Source organism: Acidobacteriota bacterium, from assembly GCA_016196065.1.
Lineage (GTDB): Bacteria > Acidobacteriota > Terriglobia > Terriglobales > Acidobacteriaceae > Acidiflorens.
This window is the reverse complement of sequence record JACPYL010000012.1, coordinates 390,084-408,581: the sequence shown is the minus strand read 5'-3', so window position 1 is coordinate 408,581 and position 18,498 is coordinate 390,084. Positions and strand designations below refer to the sequence as shown.

Here is an 18,498-nt window from a genome sequence, read left to right as displayed (position 1 = left end):
AGAGTCTTTCTCCGCTCCCGATTATCGCCGCAAAGCGCGTTTCCGTTGGAGTACCGTTTCGAGTGCGGCCTGCGTCTCCTTGGGCAGATGGTAGGACTCGGCGTCGGAAGGAAACTGGCCTCCGGCCACGTCACCCTTGAACGCCAGCACAGCTTGCGTGATCAGAGCGGCAGCATCTCCATAGTGACGGACAAATTTTGCGGCATGGGTGAAAGTCAAATTGACCAGATCGTGGAACACCAGCACCTGCCCATCACATTCCGGTCCGGCGCCGATGCCGATGGTCGGCGTTTCCACTTCGGCGGTAATCATGGCCGCGACTTCACGCGGAATGCCTTCAAGATAGATGCACGCCACTCCGGCACGGTCGAGAGCGACAGCATCGCGCATCAACTGTTCGATCGCGCGCAGCGTCTTGCCTTGTACTTTGTAGCCGCCCATCATGTTGACCGATTGCGGCGTCAGGCCGATGTGTCCGGCGACAGGGATCTCGGCGTCCATCACACGGCGAATCACGTCGACTCGCTTTTCGCCACCCTCCATCTTCACGACTTCGGCGCCCGCTTCTTTGACGAAGCGCGCTGCGTTGTGGACGGCTTCGTCCGCGCTTTCGTGATACGAACCGTACGGCATGTCGGCAATAAGCAACGCATCTTTTACCCCGCGGTGCACGGCCCGGACGTGATGCAGCATCTCGTCGACCGTAACCGACAACGTGTTCTCGTATCCCAGCATGGTCATCGCCAGCGAGTCGCCGACGAGAACAATGTCAATGCCCGCTTCGTCGACCAGGCGCGCGGTGGCGTAGTCGTACGCAGTCAGGCAGGTGATGGGATTGCGGTGGAGTTTCTTTTCGCGGAGCGATGCGGTCGTGATCTTGCGGCGAACTTCGCCGATCGGCGTGAGACTCACTGTTTCCTCCAGTGCCCCTCCGGCTCGGCCGGATAGAGCCTGTACGCGTGTTCAAGTTTTGGAAGACGCTGGAGGTATTGTAGCCGGAATCGCGTCGTTGGTCGATGGTCGTTCGCCGTTCGCAACCCACATCCTAAGTACCTGCACGACAGCGACTTACAAGTTCCTGATGGACAGCTCAAGTGGGATTGCGGACGCTAGCGACCAACGACCAACGACGAAACTATGCGCTAGCCGCTTCTTCACTGCCGAGCGGCAGGAAGTACTGCGTGCCCTTAATAGGGGCCGAGACTTTCTTGAGCAGTTCCTGCAGGTCTTCGTTACGGTCGACAAAGTCGATTTCGGACGTGTTCACGATCAGCAGATCGGACTGCGTGTAGTGAAAAAAGAAGTGCTCGTAGGCTTTAACGACTTCCATCAGGTAATCCTCGCTGATGGCTTTTTCGCCGGGAGCGTTTTTCTTTTTCAGACGCTTTTTCAACACTTCCGGCGTAGCTTGCAGATAAATCACCAGGTCGGGCGTGGGCAACTGCTCGCGAAAATGATTGAAGTAGCGATTGTAGGTATCGAGTTCCTGGTCATTGAGGTTGAGGCAGGCAAAGAGCTTGTCTTTTTCAAAAATATAGTCGGCGACGATCGTCTTGTTCGACTGCGCGCCCAGGTCGAGCGCACTTAACTGCTCGAAGCGGCGAATCAGGAATGCAAATTGCGCTTGGAAAGCGGCTCCTGGATCGCCTTCATAGAACGACTTGAGAAACGGATTGTCCTCCGGTTCAATGACACGCTGGGCCGACAGGCGGTCTCCGAGAACCTTCGCGAGCGTGCTCTTGCCGACGCGAATCGGACCTTCCACTGCAATGTAACGGGGTAGTTCGAAAAGCTTAGCCATGGAGGACGTGAGCAGAATATATTGCTTCGGCGCGGGACGCAATTGGGAAGAAGATTAAGGTCAGAAGTTAGAGGTTAGATTGCAGAGGTGAGACTGCGAGCCGCGACCTACGAGCTGCGTGTAACCACTGGATTCTGGCCGAAGCGCTTAGCTCGCAACCCATAACCCTGAAGTTCCGTGACTTCTGCAATCTGACCTCTGACCTTTAACCTGCATTTACAATCTCTCCGTGCTCCCCTTGCTCATCGGCCTCGGCGCTGCTGCCGGCGTGACCGCCGCAGGCTATCAGTCGATGGCGCCGACCGGGCAGTGGTATGGACGCACATTCACCGGACTGGCGCGCGGCAGCAAGCAGATTGCACTCACCTACGACGACGGGCCGAATGATCCGTACACGTTGAAGCTCCTGGAAGTGCTGGCGCGCCATGAGGTGCGCGCAACATTTTTCATGATTGGCCGTTACGTGCGGCAGCGACCGGATATCGTGCGCGCCGTCGCCGCAGCTGGACACACGATCGGCAATCACACCACGACCCATCCACTGCTGACCCTTCAGTCTGCGGCTCAAACGCGAGTTGAGTTGATGGAATGCCGAGCAGCGTTGACCGACGCAATCGGTGAGCACTCGAATTTCTTTCGTCCACCGTTTGGAGGGAGACGTCCCGCGACTCTCCGGATCGCGCGTGAACTCGGACTCCAGCCTGTGATGTGGAACGTGACCGGCTATGACTGGAATGCGCCGCCCGCAGCCACGATTGAGCGAAAAGTTGCGAGTCAGATCCGCGGCGGAGACGTAGTCCTGTTGCATGATGGCGGACACAAGGCGATGGGCGCGGATCGCAGCCAGACGGTGCTTGCGACGGAGAATCTGATCCTGCGCTATCGGGAACAGGGATTTGAGTTTGTGACGGTGGGGGAGATGCTGTCGGCGAGGCAGAAGTCCAATGTCAAGCCCTGAACTACCGACGGGTGCCCCATCCTTGCGCGCTTTGTGCGCAAGGGCGGGATTCCAATGGTGCATCTCTCTTAGGATTTTGCCGGACGATTATTCCGATTGCAAGATCACTTCATTTCGGCAACAAAATATTCCCCAGCCACGGTACCGGCAGCGCGCCCTGATCCAAGGCGCGGTCATGGAAATCAGCGAGTGTGAAGTCTTTACCTTTAGCGGATTGATAGGCACGACGCAGGCGCCACCATTCGCTTGTCCCGACGTAGTAAGTCGGCAACTGCGTGGAACTCAACTTGGCGCGCTGTAATTTTCCTTCCGCTTCGGCACGGGTCTGGAAGGCGTCGTTCATCATGAACGACATGGCTTCTTCGTCCGTCATGTTCATGGTTTGCATGCGGACATCGAGAATCGTATTGCCGACGGCGCGCAGCCACACTTTCAGATAGCTCAGTCGATAGCGCGGATCCCTGCCGGCATATCCTTCCTCCATCATGACCTGCGCGATATATTCGGCCCAGCCTTCGACGTAGGCTCCGTTGCCGTAGATGGCGCGCGCGAGCCGCCGGGTGACCGGCTGGACTTCATTGGCGTGCTCGGCCTGCACATAGTGACCGGGCAGCGCTTCGTGAATGGTGAGCCACTGCAGCACCCAGTTGTTGTACTCGCGCAGCTTCGACTCGGCTTTTTCGTCGGGCGTTTTCGGATCAATCGGGGTGACCCAGTACTGCGCTTCTGCATTCGGATCGAGCGGCGGCGCTGAGTGGAAGCCGGCCACCGAATAAATGCCGCGCATGAAGGGCGGCGTCGGAATTACCTTCAGGTTGTCGCGTGATTTCAGCGACACAATTTTCTTGTCGACGATAAATTGCCGGATGCCGGCCAGATCGTCTTTCACCGTCTGCAGCAAGTCGTCGCGTTTCGGGCGATCCTCGGAGATCTTGTGCAGCACTTCGCTGATGACTTTGTTCTCTCGCTCCTGAGGACTTAGGCTCGCGTGATCATCGTGGTCGGGAAAATATTGTTTGTGCAGGGGCAGCGCGATCTGGAGCATCTCCGCGCGCGACTTCTTCAGATCGCGTTCCGCATCCGCCAGAACCTGGCCGGGCGTGACCGGCGTCTCCATGACGAGGCGGAATTTTTCTGCGTAGAGGTCTTTTCCCAAGCGCCAGGTTCGGTCGGTTTTGTGCTTTGAAAGATCGTCCTGAAGCCAGCTGGAAAATTTCTTGAGCGCTTCCATCGCCGGAGGGGCGACTTGATCGTACTGTGCCTTCAATTTCCATCCAGTGGGAATGGCGGCAGCGACTGTGCTCTGAATCAGATCGACGTTGCCTTCATTTTCTTCGATCGCGACCTTGATAAAGATGGGGTCGGCATCAACCAACTGGCTGCGCGCCTGGTCGAGAAAGCGCGGGATCGCTGCGATGCGCGAGAGAACGTGGCCGACGCGAACGTCCTTGGCTGCATACTCATCGGTGAGCGGCTGAAAGAGTGCGCTGCCCAGCAGTTCCACGTAGACCGTCGGATTGTGCCTGTAATTCTGGATGCGGTCGAATTCGAGCAGGCTGAGGCCGATCTGGTCGTCGATCAGTTGCCAATCAGCAGCGTCCTCGACGCCAAGCGACTTGAGCGGCGTCTCGGCGCGAAAGCGTTCGCGCCAGTGTGCATAGACGCGGCGCTGTTCTTCGATGCCAGCGGGACTTAAGTCGTCGAGCAAGGCGTCGAGCGCGATAGTCTTTCCAGTTTTGGGATCGATGTGCTGGTGGTATCCAGCCTGTGAGGCGCTGGCAGGCGAAAGCGCCAGCGTCTCGTGAATGAACTCTTCACTCAGCTTGGCAAATTTTGCGTTAGCCCCGGCGGAGGAACTGGACGTTTGTGCCATAAGAGCACACGAAATGAGAAGGCAGGCTGCAATCGACGATAGCTGCATGGCGGCGATTTTAGCAGGATTCCACCCGTGAATCGGTGCAGTCAGGCTAGAGCTTAAGAACAGGATTGGCGATGTCCTGATACAGGCGCGCACAAAGGAACGCCTTCTTTTCGCAAATGATTGGACAGTCCAGAAACCCCCGCCCTACGCCGTCACCATCGCAAACGCCTGCTTCGCCGCCGCAATCGTTTGTTGCACGTCATGCTCATTGTGGGCCGCACCCATGAAGGCGGCTTCGAATTGCGACGGTGGCAGGTAGATGCCGCTCTCCAGCATGGCGCGGAAGAAGCGTCCAAAAGCTTCGGTATCGGACTTCGCCGCTGACGTCCAATCGGTGACCGGGCCGGGAGCAAAGAACCAGGTAAACATCGATCCCACGCGGTTGCTACACAGGGTGATGCCGGCATCTTTTGCGGCGGCGGACACTCCCGTTACTACCTCGGCAGCGAGCTTTTCCAACTTCGCATAGATGTCTTTGTGATCACGCAAGTAGCGCAACGTGGCAAATCCCGCAGCCATCGCGAGCGGATTTCCCGAGAGTGTTCCTGCCTGGTACATGGGGCCGAGCGGAGCCACCATGTCCATGATCTCGCTGGGAGCTCCGTAGGCGCCGACCGGCAAGCCGCCGCCAATGATCTTACCCATGGTCGTAATATCAGGTTCGATCGCGTACAACTCCTGTGCTCCGCCGAACGCGAGGCGGAAGCCGGTCATCACTTCGTCGAAAATCAGCAGCGCTTTGTCATGCGAAGTGATGGCGCGCAGGGCTTCCAGATATCCGCGGGCGGGAGGAACACATCCCATGTTGCCGACAACTGGTTCCACGATCACCGCGGCGATCTGGTGGCGGAATTTTTTGAAGGCAACTTCCAGCGCCTCGATGTCGTTGAAGGGCAGCGCCAGTGTGAACTGCGTGAATTCCTCGGGAACGCCCGCCGAGCCAGGGATACCGAGGGTGGCGACACCCGATCCGGCTTTGACCAGCAGTGCGTCGGCGTGTCCGTGATAGCAGCCTTCGAACTTCACGATGTATTTGCGTTTCGTGTAGGCACGCGCCAGGCGGATCGCCGTCATGGTTGCTTCCGTGCCGGAACTTACGAAGCGAACCTTCTGCATGTGCGGGAATGCGGAAATGACCAGTTCTGCGAGATCGGCTTCCGCCGGCGTGGACGCACCAAAGCTCGTTCCATTGCGAGCTGCGGAGACAACCGCTTCAACGACCGTAGGAGCAGCATGGCCAAGAATCAGCGGACCCCAGGATCCGATGTAGTCGACATATTCGTTGCCGTCGGCGTCCCAGATGTGGGCGCCCTGGCCGCGCACGATGTAGAGCGGATCGCCGCCCACCGCGCGAAAGGCGCGCACCGGAGAATTCACTCCTCCAGGGATGAGCTGTTCGGCGCGCTTCTGAAGCTTGCGCGACTGCTCTGTTTTACGGGTCATGGCTCCTCCGCCGGCGGCTTGGTAATCTTGCAGACTTATTTCAATATAGCAGCGCATCCCGGGCGCTCCGCAGCGTGGCAGGTCACCGCGCTACGTGACTGCCGACACAGCGACGCCCCGGCGTCCCGCCCAGTTTTCACGTGATTTTCACCAAATCGCAACACTGCAGCAACGTCGGTGCCGTAAGTTCTCTCTAGATCACCCTTCTAACCGGGAGGGTTTATCAGGACAGCCTTGGGGGGCTCCAGGCTGTCCGTTTGTTTTTTGAAGACGCACTGTATCTGACCGAGCAGGACATGTGATCCTGCCGCACGAGTTGCAGGGGTTGAATCACCACGTGGAAAGAGCCGATCCGGCAACGGGTTGGCCCTTTGTTACTTGGGATCGGCAGCCATCCGTTTGATCTGCCTGAGAAGAGCGTCCGGCGAAGTGGGCCGTCCCAGAAAATCCTGCAAGAGCGTGCGTGTATCGCGTTCGGAACCGTAGCGCAGCAACTGATCGCCGAGCCATCCGTACCAGCGCGGGTCGCCGGTGTCGAAGGATCCGAGGCCTTCGCCGATTCGTTGACGCATGTCAGCGGTGAGCACTGCGCCCAGTCCATAGTTCACCATGTAGCCGGGCAGGTCGGTCAGTTGCACGCGCAACGCCCACCACGAGAGTTCGGGGTGCGGAATGATATGCAGGTAGTGACTGGTGATCTCGGTCCAGAGAACATTGGGGTCGGTCGCCGGTGCGCGCAACATCCTAAGTTCGAACAGCGACCAAGCCACGTCGAGGATCACCACGGAAAACAGGGCACGAAGTGAAGCCTGTTGTGTAGCTTCGTGTCCCAGATATTTGTGTTGCCATGCCGGCTCGTAGGTACTCCAACCGGGGACATCGGCAAATGCTTCCGCGAACAGCGAACTGGGCCAGTCGACGAACGCGGATCGGTTACGAATCGCCATGATGTTGATGACGTGCCCGTTTTCGTGGACGAGTTCATTCAACACAAATAGGCCTCCGTGCGCGTAGGGCGCGGAGACACGCGCGACAGTGGGCTGCCAAGCACCGTGCGCCATCCGCCCATGAACGACAAAATCGGTATAGGCGAGCGCCGCTTTACCCGGTTTCGGATCGAGTTCGTACAGAGCGCCTAACTGTTTGAGGTCCGCTCCGAGGTCCTGATAGAAGCGCTGGTTGATGGGCATGAGCGCGTCCCGCGGAATTTCCGCCGCCAGCAGGCGGTCGGCCTCGGCTCCCTGATAGCTGAAACTCCATGGCTCGACGGGCTGATCGCTGGTGGACTGCCGCCAAGCATCGAGAATCTGTTCCAGCCAGCGCTCGACGACGGCAGTCTCGACGCCGACATCGCGCGCGCCGCGATCGATTTCGGAACCATTCTTGGCGGCGTCCGCGGCAGTCATGGCAATCATGCGGCGATAGGGACTGTCGGGTTCATTCTTGCCGTTGAGTGCGAGCCATAACGGACCGAGCGCCGTGAACACGGCTTTGCGCCGCTCGACCTCGGGGAGTTCGTGAAGCAGATCGAGAGCGGTTTGCCGGTTGATCGTTCCGTTCTCGAAAGCCATCTTGCCGCCGATCTCAACAAAACACGACGTCAGTGCCTTGCGGAGAGCTGCGTAATCCAAGTCCTTTCGGTTGGCGTCCTGACACTTGCCGGTACCGGTGAACGGCGCCGAAATCTTCTCGGGAAAGGTCGCCAGTTGCGTGCGCATAGTCGCAACGGCTTTGGCGTCGTCCGCGGAGAGTCCCTGGCTCGGGAGCCTCGCAAGGCGTTCGGCGAGGTGCTTACGTTTCTTGCGATAATCCCGCTCCCACGCGACGCGGCCCTTGCCGCGATAGCTCGCAAACAATTCGGAATCGATGGCCCCTGTGATGCTCTGGGCGTCCATGACATCCGCGTAGATCGTCTCGACGGCAGCAACCTTCCTGGAATCGGCAGTCATCGCCGCTGTTGCAGGCACCGAGAGAGAGAGAAGCAGAAGGATCGGAGCAAGGCGTCTGGTCATGGGGCCACTCAAGTTCTTTCGGCGTCGAATTGTACCCCACACGTGCGGACCATCGTGCGCGAAGTGGCAGAAAATACGTCATCAGAAAAAAATCAGAGTTTTGTGAATACTTCGAGAGGCAGATCTGCTATTCAGGGACGACCTTAAGGGAACGACGGCCATAACAATCGATGAATAGAGTCCAGAAACCTCTTTGGTGGGATGCACATGGGCGGCGATGGGTGTGTGGCTACAGGCACAGCCCGGCGACGAGCTATTTTCCCCGAAGGTAGACGAGTTGGTACGGGCGCAAATGGGCGAACAGAAAATTCCCGGCGTCAGTCTGGCGGTGATGCGCGACGGCAAGATCGTCAAAACAACGGGATATGGCCTGGCGAATCTCGAGTTGAACGTCCCGGTAACGCCGGAGTCAGTCTTCCACTCGGAATCCGTGGGCAAGACGTTTACCGCGGTCGGTGTATTGATCCTGGTCGAAGAGGGCAAGGTCGGGCTGGACGACAAAATCACAAAATACTTTCCCGATGCGCCTGCGGCCTGGAAACAAGTGACTGTCCGGCAGTTGCTGACGCACACGTCAGGGATCACGGACTACGCCGGCGAATTCTCCGGCAAGCCGCTCGTCAACTTCCGGCAGGACTATACGGAAGACGAACTGGCCCATTTGATTGCGGCCCAACCACTGGATTTTCAGCCGGGCGAGAAACGCATGTACAGCAACAGCGGCTACATGCTCCTGGGGCCGCTCATCCGTCGCGTCACCGGGAAAAATTGGGCTGACTTTCTGCAAGAGCGCATCTTTGGCCCTCTTGGCATGACGTCCACCCGGGTGATCAGTGAATCCGACATCATCCCGAACCGCACAAGCGGCTACCACCTGGTCAACGGGCAATGGAAGAACATCGACTGGATCGCTCCGTCGCTGAATACCACAGCCGATGGCACGCAGTATACGAATGTCCTCGACATGGCGAAATGGGATGAGGCACTCTCCACCGAGAAGATTCTGAAACGCACGACGATCGATCAAATGTGGGTTCCGATCAAGCTCAATAACGGAACGATCTTCCCGCAAGGTCTCTGTTTCAGGATCGACGACGTCAATGGACATCGCCTGGCATGGAAGGACGGAGTGTTTCAGGGATACACCACGATCATGTCACGGTATCTCGACGATCATCTGACAGTCGTCGTGCTCACCAACCTAGGCGAGGACGAAACCATTCCTCGTCGCATCGCCGACAGGGTGGCGGCGATTTATATTCCGGCGTTGACCCTCGGGTCTCGCTAATTTTGGGTCGCGGCTCAGTCTGAGCATCGATTCGTATCAGGGCATCGCTTCAGCGATGCCGCCAAATACGAAGATCAAGCGGCTTGAGCCGCTGGGGTTGGGCGGCAAGGCAGCGGCTGAAGCCGGTTCGCGGTTGTTTCTTCGGCATGCCTGAAGGCATGCCCTGATACGAGTCTCTTTCAGCAGAGACACTACCTAATTTTGCGGAGCACGTGACCTATGAAACTTCCGGGAATTGTTTTGGTCGGCAGCGTTGTACTCGGGCTGGCTGTGACGGCACTGGCACAAACTCAACGCGATGACGTGTTGTCGGCAAAGGTCGATGAAGTTGTCCGCGCCCAAATGCATGAACAGAAGATTCCGGGCGTCAGCCTGGCCGTAGTACGCGACGGAAAGATCATCAAGGCCACCGGATACGGCCTCGCGAATGTCGAACTGGATGTTCCCATGGCGCCGGAGATGCTCCTTCATACGGAGTCTCTCGCGAAAGCATTCACCGCGACGGCGGTGATGATGCTGGTCGAAGAGGGGAAAATCGGCCTGGACGACAAGGTCGCTAAGTACCTGCCGGAAGCGCCAGCCCTGTGGAACGAAGTCACAATCCGGCGATTGCTCACGCACACGTCCGGCATCCGCGATTACTTCGGGGAAGACGGCGATCCGACAGCTGATCTTCATCGCGGTTTTACGGAAGACGAACTGGTCCGCGGTTTTGTTGCGCAGACCATGCGTTTTCCGGCCGGCGAAAAATGGAGCTACTGCAATGCCGGTTACGTCATTCTGGGAGTCGTGATTCACCGCGTGACTGGCAAATTCTGGCTGGACTTCGTCCAGGAGCGCATCTTCGATCCGCTCGGCATGACTGCCACCAGAATTATCAGTCCCGATGACATCATCAAGAACCGCGTCAGCGGCTACCAGATGCTGAATGGAGGATGGAAAAACGAACCGTGGATTTCACCCGACTGGAAAACTGCGGACGGCATGCTCTACACCAACGTTTTCGACATGGCGAAGTGGGATGCCGCGCTCTACACCGAGAAACTCATCAAGCGCTCCAGCTTCGAACAAATGTGGACGCCGGTCAAACTCAACAACGGCACAACCTATCCCTACGGTTTCGCCTGGCGCATTCGAGAAGTGAACGGACACCGCTTGATTCAGCACGACGGTGTAGGCCCCGCATTCACGACAAGAATTGCCCGGTACGTGAACGACCGGCTCTCCATCATCGTCTTCATGAACCTTGGCGAGGACGAAGAAGCTGCCATGCCTACGCGCCTGACCGACAACTTGGCCGCAATCTACATTCCCGGACTCGGTGGACCGGCGGTGAAAGCGGCTGGCCCGGCGAACACAGCGGCTGTGGAGGGCGATTCCACTCAAGACCGACCAAAACCCCATGTCCAGATACCCGTCATCGCTGCCAGGCCCGAAGACGTGAGCAGTCCCGAAGCGATCGTCAAGGCTGACTATGAATCGATTTCCGGTGGAGTTGGCGTGCCGCGGCAGTGGGCGCGCGACCTGTCCCTCTATAACCCCAATGCAAGGTCTTTTTCCGTGGACAAGGATTCGAAGACCGGTGCGCTGATGATATGGAGCCCCACTCTGCAAGAGTATGCAGACGAGGCGGATGCGCACTTTGTACGCGAAGGCTTCACCGAGCACGAACTGGCTCACAAAATCCACCGCTTCGGGAACGTCGCTACGGTCTTCAGCAGTTACGAAGGCAAGTTCACATCGACGGGAAAGCTCTATACCCGCGGCGTCAACACTTACCAGCTCTACTACGACGGCAAGCGCTGGTGGATTTCGTCAGTCACATGGGACGCTGAAAACTACATCAGCCCCATCCCCCCGGAGTTGCTGCCGAAGAAGTAAGGAACCGACCCTATTCCCGTCTGTGGGATGTCATTGGAAAAGAGGCCTTCATGACAAGAATCTTGTTTCTCGCAGTAGCTTTTCTCGGCAGTGCAGCCTATGGACAGTCTCCGAAAACAGATGCACCACAACCTGAGCCGAATCGAGCGCGACCATTGTCTCAGGCCCAAAAGGCAGTGTGGGCTGCCGAAGAGAGTATGCACCGCTACGAGCAACAAAGAGACACGAAACGGTTCCTCGCGTTGTGGAACGAGAATTTTGTCGGATGGCCCGACTACGAACCGCTCCCAGTTCGAAAATCTGCAATTGAGTCGGTCGTGGTGGAGGATTTCCAGAAACCGCAGGCATCCGGCCCAGCACTGCCGGCCCCGAAGCCGGAAGCAATCGGCATATTCGGCGACGTCGCGGTCACGCACTATTTCTGGCCGGAAGCCGATCAAACATCACCCACTGTTTTTCGGGCGACGCACACCTGGCAGAAAGGACCAGCAGGCTGGCACATCATCGGCGGCATGTCATGCGAGGTGCCGCGCGGCAGCGGCTCAGCGGCAGCGGCGAAATCGGATGACGTGAGCACTCTCGACGCGATCATTGCCGCCAGCTACGAAGCCCTGTCGGGTCCGCCCGGCACGCCTCGTCAGTGGGCGCGGTACTTCAGCTTGCTGGATCCGCAGGCGCGACTGGTGTCGGCCTCGGTGGATGCCGCAACGGGGCAACCCAAAATCGTCCGTTGGAACCGTGAAGAGTACGCTGCGGCAGCCAGCGAATATCTCGTGAAGACTGGATTTGTCGATCGTGGGCTCGGCTGTGTCACCAACCAGTATGGCAATGTAGCGGCCATACGGTGCGGTTTCGAGGGACTGGAAGAATCAAAATTGGTGGAACGCGGAGTGGCCAACTACCAGCTCTACAACGACGGCAAGCGCTGGTGGATTACCTCGGTAGTGTGGGATCAGGAACGCCCGGGGAACCCGATTCCCGCAGAACTGCTGACCAAGAAGTAGGTAGAAGGAAGGCGCAAGGGTTTCAAGGAGGAATCGCACATGAGTCGCCGATGCACTGTGTTTCTGGGAGTCATGGTGCTAGTCACGAGTGCTACCTTCGCTTCCGATTCTCCGGGGCTCACGCCGGCGCAGCAGGAAGTATGGAAGGTGAGCCAGGCCTGGCTGAGTGCTTACAACCAACGCGATCTCGACGCGTTTGCCCGCCTCACCGCGGACGATTTTTTCGGCGCCACCGACGACGGCATCCTCATGACAAAGGCCGGGCTTCTTAACCGCGTTTTGACCCATCCACCCAAAGCTGATCAGCGAACGAATGTGCACGACGTCCGTGTGCGGGTAAATGGGGACACAGCGATGGTGAACTATCGGCTGTCCTTGGCCGAGGAGGGCTTCGACAGCGGGAAGCTAATCTTCGAACTTCGCCGCACGGAGGTTTTTCAGAAGAAGAATAGCGCCTGGGTGGCGATCGCCGCCCACGACAGCCTCTTGCCGATCAGCCACCGAGAGCCTGTAAGCGCTGACCCCAAGACGTTTAAGGACTATGCGGGTGAATACGAGCATTTTCGCCCGGGGTTCATCGTCACCTACTCCGTCGAGGGCGATCACCTGATCGACGAATGGAAAGGCGACAAGATCGAGGCGTTCCCCATGGGTAAGGATACGTTCTTCGAGCGTGAGGATCTCGGCTGGACGACCTTTGTGCGAGACAAGAACGGCCATGTCACGGGCTACGTCTACCACTATGCCGACGGCCAAATAGCGGCGGGAAGGAAAATCAAGTAGCTACGACATGGGCTGAAAATACTCGCCCACCGGGAGAGTCCTACTGATTGCGGTGAATTCCTGATTCGTCTTTTTCTGCCGTCCGCACCGCCCAGGCCATCCGGGGAGTGTTATGCGCGATGCCGAATCTGCCTTGGGCATCCAGCAGAATCATACCGCCATGGCCGTTGACGCGCTGCTTCAGATAATTCATTGCTTCCTGCGCGACCCACTCCGGCATGCTGCCGGATTCGACGCGGTCGGCGGCCCACTTGGCGAGGACGAGTTTCATGATGGGCTCACCCCATCCGGTGGTCGACGCTGCTGCGCTTTCGTTGTTGGCGTAGCAGCCGCAGCCGATCAGCGAAGAATCGCCGAGTCGCCCGGGGGCTTTCGCGAGAATCCCGCCGGTGGATGTCGCGGCGGCGATGTTGCCATCACGGTCGAGGGCAACTGCTCCTACCGTGTCATGCGAGATGGCGGGAGCAAAAAGATCGTTGCCGTGGTTTTCGCCTTGCGCCAGATATTCCCGAAGCCGCTCGACTTCACGCGGAATGATCAGGTCTTCGTTCTTACACAACCCGATACCGTGCTCGGCGGCGAAGCGCTCTGCGCCTTCGCCCACGAAATACACATGCGGGCTCTCGCTCAAAATTTTGCGGGCGGCGCGTACAGGATTCGCGATTCGCTCGACGCAACCGACGCCGCCGGTACGCAGAGTGCCGCCGTCCATGATGAGGGCGTCGAGTTGCACCTTCCCGTCGCGATTCAGGAAGCTACCGCGTCCAGCGTCAAACGTCTCGTCGTCTTCCATGACCACGACCGCAGCTTCGACCGCATCCAGCGATGAGCCGCCGCGCTCGAGGACGCTCCATCCTGCTGCTGCGGCATTGCGGACGCCCGTGAGATGAGCTTCGACAACATCATCGGGCATTGCCCACGCGCCGCCGTGCACGACGAGAACAGGATTGGTTGGCAAACTTAGTCCTTGAGGGAAGATGCGGGGACTAGTCTAGCATCCGACCTTGGCAGAACTGTCAGGTCTAAGAATGATGAGAGGGAGGGGATGTGGGGGCAGGTCTTCGACCTGTCCGGACGGGTCGAAGACCCGTCCCCACACTCATGCAATGTTACGCAGCTCGGCCTGCGGGTGACGCTTCCATCTCCCGCGTCCGCTGCCAGGTGTAGAGAATGCGGTGGATCACGGTGATCGTGGACAATACGGCAAGAACCCAGAGCACCGGCGCCATCACCGGACTGAAAAGCGCGCCGATGATCAGGAGCACGAGGCGCTCGGGGCGCTCCATGAATCCCACGCGGCACGTGCCAATCAAGGACTCGGCCCGGGCGCGCGTATAACTCACCATGATCGCGCTGATCATCACCAGGGCGGTGAGCACAACATAAAAAAAGCGATTGCCGCGGGCGTAGAAGACGAGGAGTCCGAAGAATAGCGATGCGTCACTGTAGCGATCGACGACCGAATCGAAGAAGCCGCCGAATCGCGTGACTTGATTGGACGCTCGCGCAACCCGGCCATCGACGAGATCGAAGAAGCCCGACCCGATGATGACCAATCCCGCATAGAAAAATAATCGCCGCTGGTTTTCGCCATTGGCGTATCCAAAAAGAAACGCGGCGTAGGTATTCACCGCGAGACCCATCAGCGTGAGGATGTTGGGATTGATGCGAGTGAGAGCCAGGAATCGAACGATGGCATCGAGTAACACGCCGCAGACCCGACCGACTCCGTTGGTCCAACTCATTGCGGTCCCGCCTCGGCTTCCGCCAGGTCGTGGATGGTCGACAGCTTCAGGATCTCCAGTTCGCGATTGCCGTTCGGCGAAACGACTTGCGTGGTGTCGCCGACTTTCTTATTGAGCAGGCAGCGGCCAATGGGAGAAGTCGTCGAAATCTTCCCCGCGGCTACGTCGGATTCTTCGCTGGTCACCAGCGAGTAGACCATTTCTTCATCCTTAGTGCTGTCGAAAACCGTCACCGTGGAACCGAGGCCCACCCTGTCCCGGGGAATGTTGTTCATGTTGATCATCGACAGGTCGGCCAGCCGCTTGCCGAGTTGACGGATACGCGCCTTCAGGTACTCCTGGCGCTGCTTCGCCATGTGGTACTCGGCGTTCTCACTGAGATCTCCCATGGCTACTGCTTTTTTCAGCTCTTTGGGGATGTCGTAAGACAGTTCGTGCTCCAGGATCTCCAATTCATCCTTGAGCTTCTTTTTGATGTGTTCCGTCATGTTCCCGAGCATTATAACCCTCGGACGGGAAGCAGTGGGCGCAATCGAGCCCTCCGCTAACTGCCCCTCGAATTGTGCAAACCCATCATCGGAAATGACTTACAACGCGGAGTGCCGGAATTTGTTAGTCCGCTGACGGCCTTTCGGCACGAAACCCTTAACTGCATTGCCTTTGGAGACCTGCTCAGCTAGACTGAAGGGGTTCCCGCACGCCCCTTGGTGAGGTTTCCCTCCATGAATGGCGACCGCGTTTTCCACATCGGCGATAGTGTTGTTTACCCTAATCACGGTGTCGGTATTATTGAGCAAATCAGCAGTCGGACGATCGGGCTCACGGTCGAGAAGTTCTATCTCCTGAAGATTAAGTCCAGCAGTCTCAAGGTGATGGTGCCATTCCACAATGTCACCAGCGTCGGGTTGCGCCCGGTGATCCGGAACGGCGAAGTCCAGAAAATCGTCGACTATCTGTCGTTGATCGAAGTGGCCAGCGCCTTGGACTGGAAAGACCGCTTCAAGGAAAACTCGGAGCGAATGCGCACCGGGTTCCTCTTGGACGTGGCAACAGTCCTGAAGAGCCTTCTGATGCTCGGCCAGACCAAGTCGCTTTCATTTCGGGAAAAGAAGATGCTGGAACGAGCCCGCTATTTGCTGGTCAGCGAACTGGCTATTTCGAAGGCCTGCGACGAGGTAGAGGTCGAACAGGTTCTCGCCAAGGCGCTCACGAAGTGTAACCTCCGCTTCCCGGAGCTGGCGGAGTTGGCTTCGTAGCATTTCACAACTACCACGACTTCATACACGCGCCCTATTCGGGGCGCGTTTCCTTTTTGAGCCCAGAATCTCAGGTGAATGGAGTCGCGGCCCGGGGGTTGGACACCCAAACTGGACATCCCCTCCCGGACGTTTAGAATAACCACCGAGAGGCGCGACTTTGCAGGTTACATCCATCGCCGGCAATCCGTTCGGAGTCCTGACGGCGGTGGTCGCTCCGGCGATCCTGACCAACGCTTCTTCCGTGCTAGCCCTGGGAACCAGCAACCGCCTGGCGCGAGTCGTCGATCGCACGCGCGTTGTGGCAGCAGAAATGTCCGCCCTCGAACCGGAAAGCCTTCGCTACAAGGACTGGGCGGATCAACTGGCGGCATTGCACACCCGCTCGCAACTGCTGCTTAAGGCGTTGCGCCTCTTTTACGCCGGGCTGGGTTTGTTCGCCGCATCGGCACTGGTTTCGGTGGGCGGCGCCATCGCCGCGTTCTACAGTCAGACTCCGCTCTTTGAGCTGGGAGCGGCCCTTGCGGTATTCACTGGTGCGTCAGCGGTGCTGGGCTTGGCTTGGGGATGCGTGCTGATGATTCGCGAGACGCAGATTGCTGTCTCCACCCTCGAAAAGGAAGCTCACCTCCGAACCCAATACAAAACTCCTGCGCGCTCCAAGTAGGTCCCGTCGACAAAACCCGTCCCCCTGGGAGCCGCTAATGTCATCAATCCGATACGGCAGAATCGGCCCGTTTCGCGGCTGAATCCGGTATCATGGAAGGACGATCCGGAGGGGTGAATGGCAGTTCCCGTATCCCAAATGTGGACGGTTGCGTCCTATGTCCTTCGCCAGAAAATGGCTGGGAACAAGCGCTATCCGCTCGTCCTGATGCTGGAACCTTTGTTCCGCTGCAATCTGGCCTGCGCGGGATGCGGCAAGATTCAGTATCCGGCCCACATTCTGAAGCGCGATCTCACTCCGGAAGAGTGCTTCAAAGCCGTGGACGAGTGCGGCGCGCCGATGGTCTCGATCCCTGGTGGCGAGCCTCTGATGCATCCGCAGATCGACAAGATTGTGGAAGGGTTGGTCGCCCGCAAGAAATACATTTACCTCTGCACCAACGCGCTGCTGCTCAAGGAAAAACTGCACCTGTTCAAGCCCAGCAAGTACCTGAGTTTCTCCGTCCACATGGACGGGCAGAAAGAGCATCACGACTTTTCCGTCTGCCGCGAAGGCGGATTCGAAATTGCGCTCGAGGGCATCCGCGAAGCGGTCAAAGCCGGCTTTCGCGTGACCACGAACACGACTTTGTTTGATGGCGCAGATCCCAACAGCGTGCGCAAATTTTTCGACGAGATGATGGAAGTCGGCGTCGAGAGCATGATGGTCTCGCCCGGTTACTCCTACGACAAGGCGCCCGACCAGAAACATTTCATGGGACGCGCCCGCACTAGACGCCTGTTCCGCACCATGCTCTCGAATCGCAAGAAGACCTGGCGCTTTAACCAGTCGCCGCTCTTCCTCGAATACCTGATGGGCAAGCGCAGCTACAACTGCACCCCGTGGGGCATGCCGACTTACAATTTGTTCGGATGGCAGAAGCCCTGCTACCTGCTCCAGGATGGCTACGCGGAGTCCTACAAAGAGTTGCTCGAAACCACTGACTGGGACGGCTACGGCACGCAGTCGGGCAATCCTCAGTGCGCGAATTGCATGGTGCATTGCGGTTACGAACCTTCGTCGGTCAACGACACATTCGGATCGCTGCGCGGATTCGCCGACACCGTGAAAGCCACGTTCTCGCTCTATCCAGATAAAAACGCGATGAAGGATCTCGACCAGGAAGTGCGCCCGGTCTACTCCTACAATCCGCTGGTGCAGATCGAAGCGTCGTCTGAAACCGTCGCCGAAGAAAGCCGCGCATGAGCGGGCGCGAACATGGCCACGACCCGGCACTACCGCACACAGCGCCGCCGCCCAGTCTGCCCGTTGTTGCGAAATCAGGCGACGAGTTAGAAGTAGTTCCCGGATTCGAGCGCGAAAACCTGCAAGGCTGGATTCCCGAACTAGCCACCGAAGCCGACATCCGCGCCGTGATCGAAAAAGCCTTTGACTACCGCGGCGACATAACCGTGTCGCGTAAAGACGGATCCCAGATCACCGGCTACCTCTTCGACCGCCGCGTCGGCCCAGCGCTCGACAACTCAGTAGTCCGCTTGATGCTTGCCGAGAGCAACCAGCGCCCGTCCATCCCCTACTCCGAAATCGCAGGCCTCTCCTTCACCGGCCGCGACACCGCCGCCGGTAAGAGCTACGAAGCCTGGGTCAAGAAATATTGGGAGAAACGCCAGAAGGGCGAGAAAAATATTTCGATTGAACCGGAAGCGCTGGAGTAGTTTCCGGCGGCTCCGCACACGCCG

General features: G+C 58.2%; 17 protein-coding genes. 9 read left to right on the top strand and 8 right to left on the bottom strand.

Features of this window, described 5'->3' with window-relative positions; translation table 11 throughout:
• Nucleotides 1-21: 21 nt before the first annotated feature.
• Together panB and HY010_13945 are read right to left on the bottom strand one after the other, a co-directional pair.
• Nucleotides 22-912: a 3-methyl-2-oxobutanoate hydroxymethyltransferase gene (panB, locus tag HY010_13950; GenBank protein ID MBI3476831.1), complete on the bottom strand. Its 891-nt coding sequence runs from the start codon at nucleotides 910-912 to the stop codon at nucleotides 22-24.
• 223 nt (nucleotides 913-1,135) lie between these two features.
• A complete protein-coding gene (locus HY010_13945) occupies nucleotides 1,136-1,801 on the bottom strand; it encodes a deoxynucleoside kinase (GenBank protein ID MBI3476830.1) in 666 nt (221 codons plus the stop codon).
• A gap of 292 nt (nucleotides 1,802-2,093) precedes the next feature.
• Between HY010_13945 and HY010_13940 the strand changes: the two genes are divergently transcribed.
• Entirely contained in the window at nucleotides 2,094-2,759 is a 666-nt protein-coding gene (locus HY010_13940; GenBank protein MBI3476829.1) for a polysaccharide deacetylase family protein, read from the top strand.
• Between the two features lie 109 nt (nucleotides 2,760-2,868).
• Here the strand turns inward: HY010_13940 and HY010_13935 are convergent, their stop codons facing one another.
• From HY010_13935 to HY010_13925, 3 genes are all read right to left on the bottom strand, one after another.
• Nucleotides 2,869-4,632, bottom strand: coding sequence for a DUF885 domain-containing protein (locus HY010_13935; GenBank protein ID MBI3476828.1), 1,764 nt, complete (start codon nucleotides 4,630-4,632; stop codon nucleotides 2,869-2,871).
• Between the two features lie 192 nt (nucleotides 4,633-4,824).
• Complete coding sequence (gene hemL / locus HY010_13930) at nucleotides 4,825-6,123, bottom strand: glutamate-1-semialdehyde 2,1-aminomutase (GenBank protein MBI3476827.1); 1,299 nt, start codon at nucleotides 6,121-6,123, stop codon at nucleotides 4,825-4,827.
• Nucleotides 6,124-6,497: 374 nt separating this feature from the next.
• Nucleotides 6,498-8,135 carry a hypothetical protein gene (locus tag HY010_13925; protein MBI3476826.1) on the bottom strand — a complete coding sequence of 546 codons (1,638 nt, stop codon included), beginning with the start codon at nucleotides 8,133-8,135 and terminating at the stop codon, nucleotides 6,498-6,500.
• Nucleotides 8,136-8,352: 217 nt separating this feature from the next.
• On the opposite strand from HY010_13925, the gene HY010_13920 reads away from it, so the two are divergent.
• The 4 genes from HY010_13920 to HY010_13905 all read left to right on the top strand — a co-directional run bounded on the left by HY010_13920 (nucleotide 8,353) and on the right by HY010_13905 (nucleotide 13,091).
• Entirely contained in the window at nucleotides 8,353-9,423 is a 1,071-nt protein-coding gene (locus HY010_13920; GenBank protein MBI3476825.1) for a beta-lactamase family protein, read from the top strand.
• Nucleotides 9,424-9,642: 219 nt separating this feature from the next.
• Nucleotides 9,643-11,304, top strand: coding sequence for a beta-lactamase family protein (locus HY010_13915; GenBank protein MBI3476824.1), 1,662 nt, complete (start codon nucleotides 9,643-9,645; stop codon nucleotides 11,302-11,304).
• A gap of 50 nt (nucleotides 11,305-11,354) precedes the next feature.
• The gene (locus HY010_13910; GenBank protein ID MBI3476823.1) at nucleotides 11,355-12,308 is read left to right on the top strand and encodes a nuclear transport factor 2 family protein; all 954 of its coding nucleotides are present in this window, start codon (nucleotides 11,355-11,357) and stop codon (nucleotides 12,306-12,308) included.
• A 39-nt stretch (nucleotides 12,309-12,347) separates the two neighbouring features.
• Nucleotides 12,348-13,091, top strand: a complete 744-nt coding sequence (locus tag HY010_13905; protein ID MBI3476822.1) for a DUF4440 domain-containing protein — start codon at nucleotides 12,348-12,350, stop codon at nucleotides 13,089-13,091.
• Nucleotides 13,092-13,131: 40 nt separating this feature from the next.
• Here HY010_13905 and HY010_13900 read toward each other — a convergent pair whose 3' ends face one another.
• The 3 genes from HY010_13900 to greA form a co-directional block, all read right to left on the bottom strand.
• Nucleotides 13,132-14,049 carry an isoaspartyl peptidase/L-asparaginase gene (locus HY010_13900; protein ID MBI3476821.1) on the bottom strand — a complete coding sequence of 306 codons (918 nt, stop codon included), beginning with the start codon at nucleotides 14,047-14,049 and terminating at the stop codon, nucleotides 13,132-13,134.
• 151 nt (nucleotides 14,050-14,200) lie between these two features.
• Nucleotides 14,201-14,836 carry a CDP-alcohol phosphatidyltransferase family protein gene (locus HY010_13895; GenBank protein MBI3476820.1) on the bottom strand — a complete coding sequence of 212 codons (636 nt, stop codon included), beginning with the start codon at nucleotides 14,834-14,836 and terminating at the stop codon, nucleotides 14,201-14,203.
• The gene (gene greA, locus HY010_13890) at nucleotides 14,833-15,324 is read right to left on the bottom strand and encodes a transcription elongation factor GreA (protein ID MBI3476819.1); all 492 of its coding nucleotides are present in this window, start codon (nucleotides 15,322-15,324) and stop codon (nucleotides 14,833-14,835) included. The genes HY010_13895 and greA overlap by 4 nt, the downstream gene beginning before the upstream one ends.
• Before the next feature lie 234 nt (nucleotides 15,325-15,558).
• Here greA and HY010_13885 point away from each other — a divergent pair, with 234 nt between their 5' ends.
• The 4 genes from HY010_13885 (at nucleotide 15,559) to HY010_13870 (ending at nucleotide 18,474) form a co-directional block, all read left to right on the top strand.
• The gene (locus HY010_13885) at nucleotides 15,559-16,092 is read left to right on the top strand and encodes a CarD family transcriptional regulator (GenBank protein MBI3476818.1); all 534 of its coding nucleotides are present in this window, start codon (nucleotides 15,559-15,561) and stop codon (nucleotides 16,090-16,092) included.
• 160 nt (nucleotides 16,093-16,252) lie between these two features.
• Complete coding sequence (locus HY010_13880; GenBank protein ID MBI3476817.1) at nucleotides 16,253-16,759, top strand: DUF2721 domain-containing protein; 507 nt, start codon at nucleotides 16,253-16,255, stop codon at nucleotides 16,757-16,759.
• Nucleotides 16,760-16,876: 117 nt separating this feature from the next.
• A complete protein-coding gene (hpnH, locus tag HY010_13875) occupies nucleotides 16,877-18,004 on the top strand; it encodes an adenosyl-hopene transferase HpnH (GenBank protein MBI3476816.1) in 1,128 nt (375 codons plus the stop codon).
• A 56-nt stretch (nucleotides 18,005-18,060) separates the two neighbouring features.
• Nucleotides 18,061-18,474 (top strand): hypothetical protein, encoded by a 414-nt coding sequence (locus HY010_13870; protein MBI3476815.1) that lies wholly within the window; start codon nucleotides 18,061-18,063, stop codon nucleotides 18,472-18,474.
• The last annotated feature ends 24 nt before the right edge of the window (nucleotides 18,475-18,498 follow it).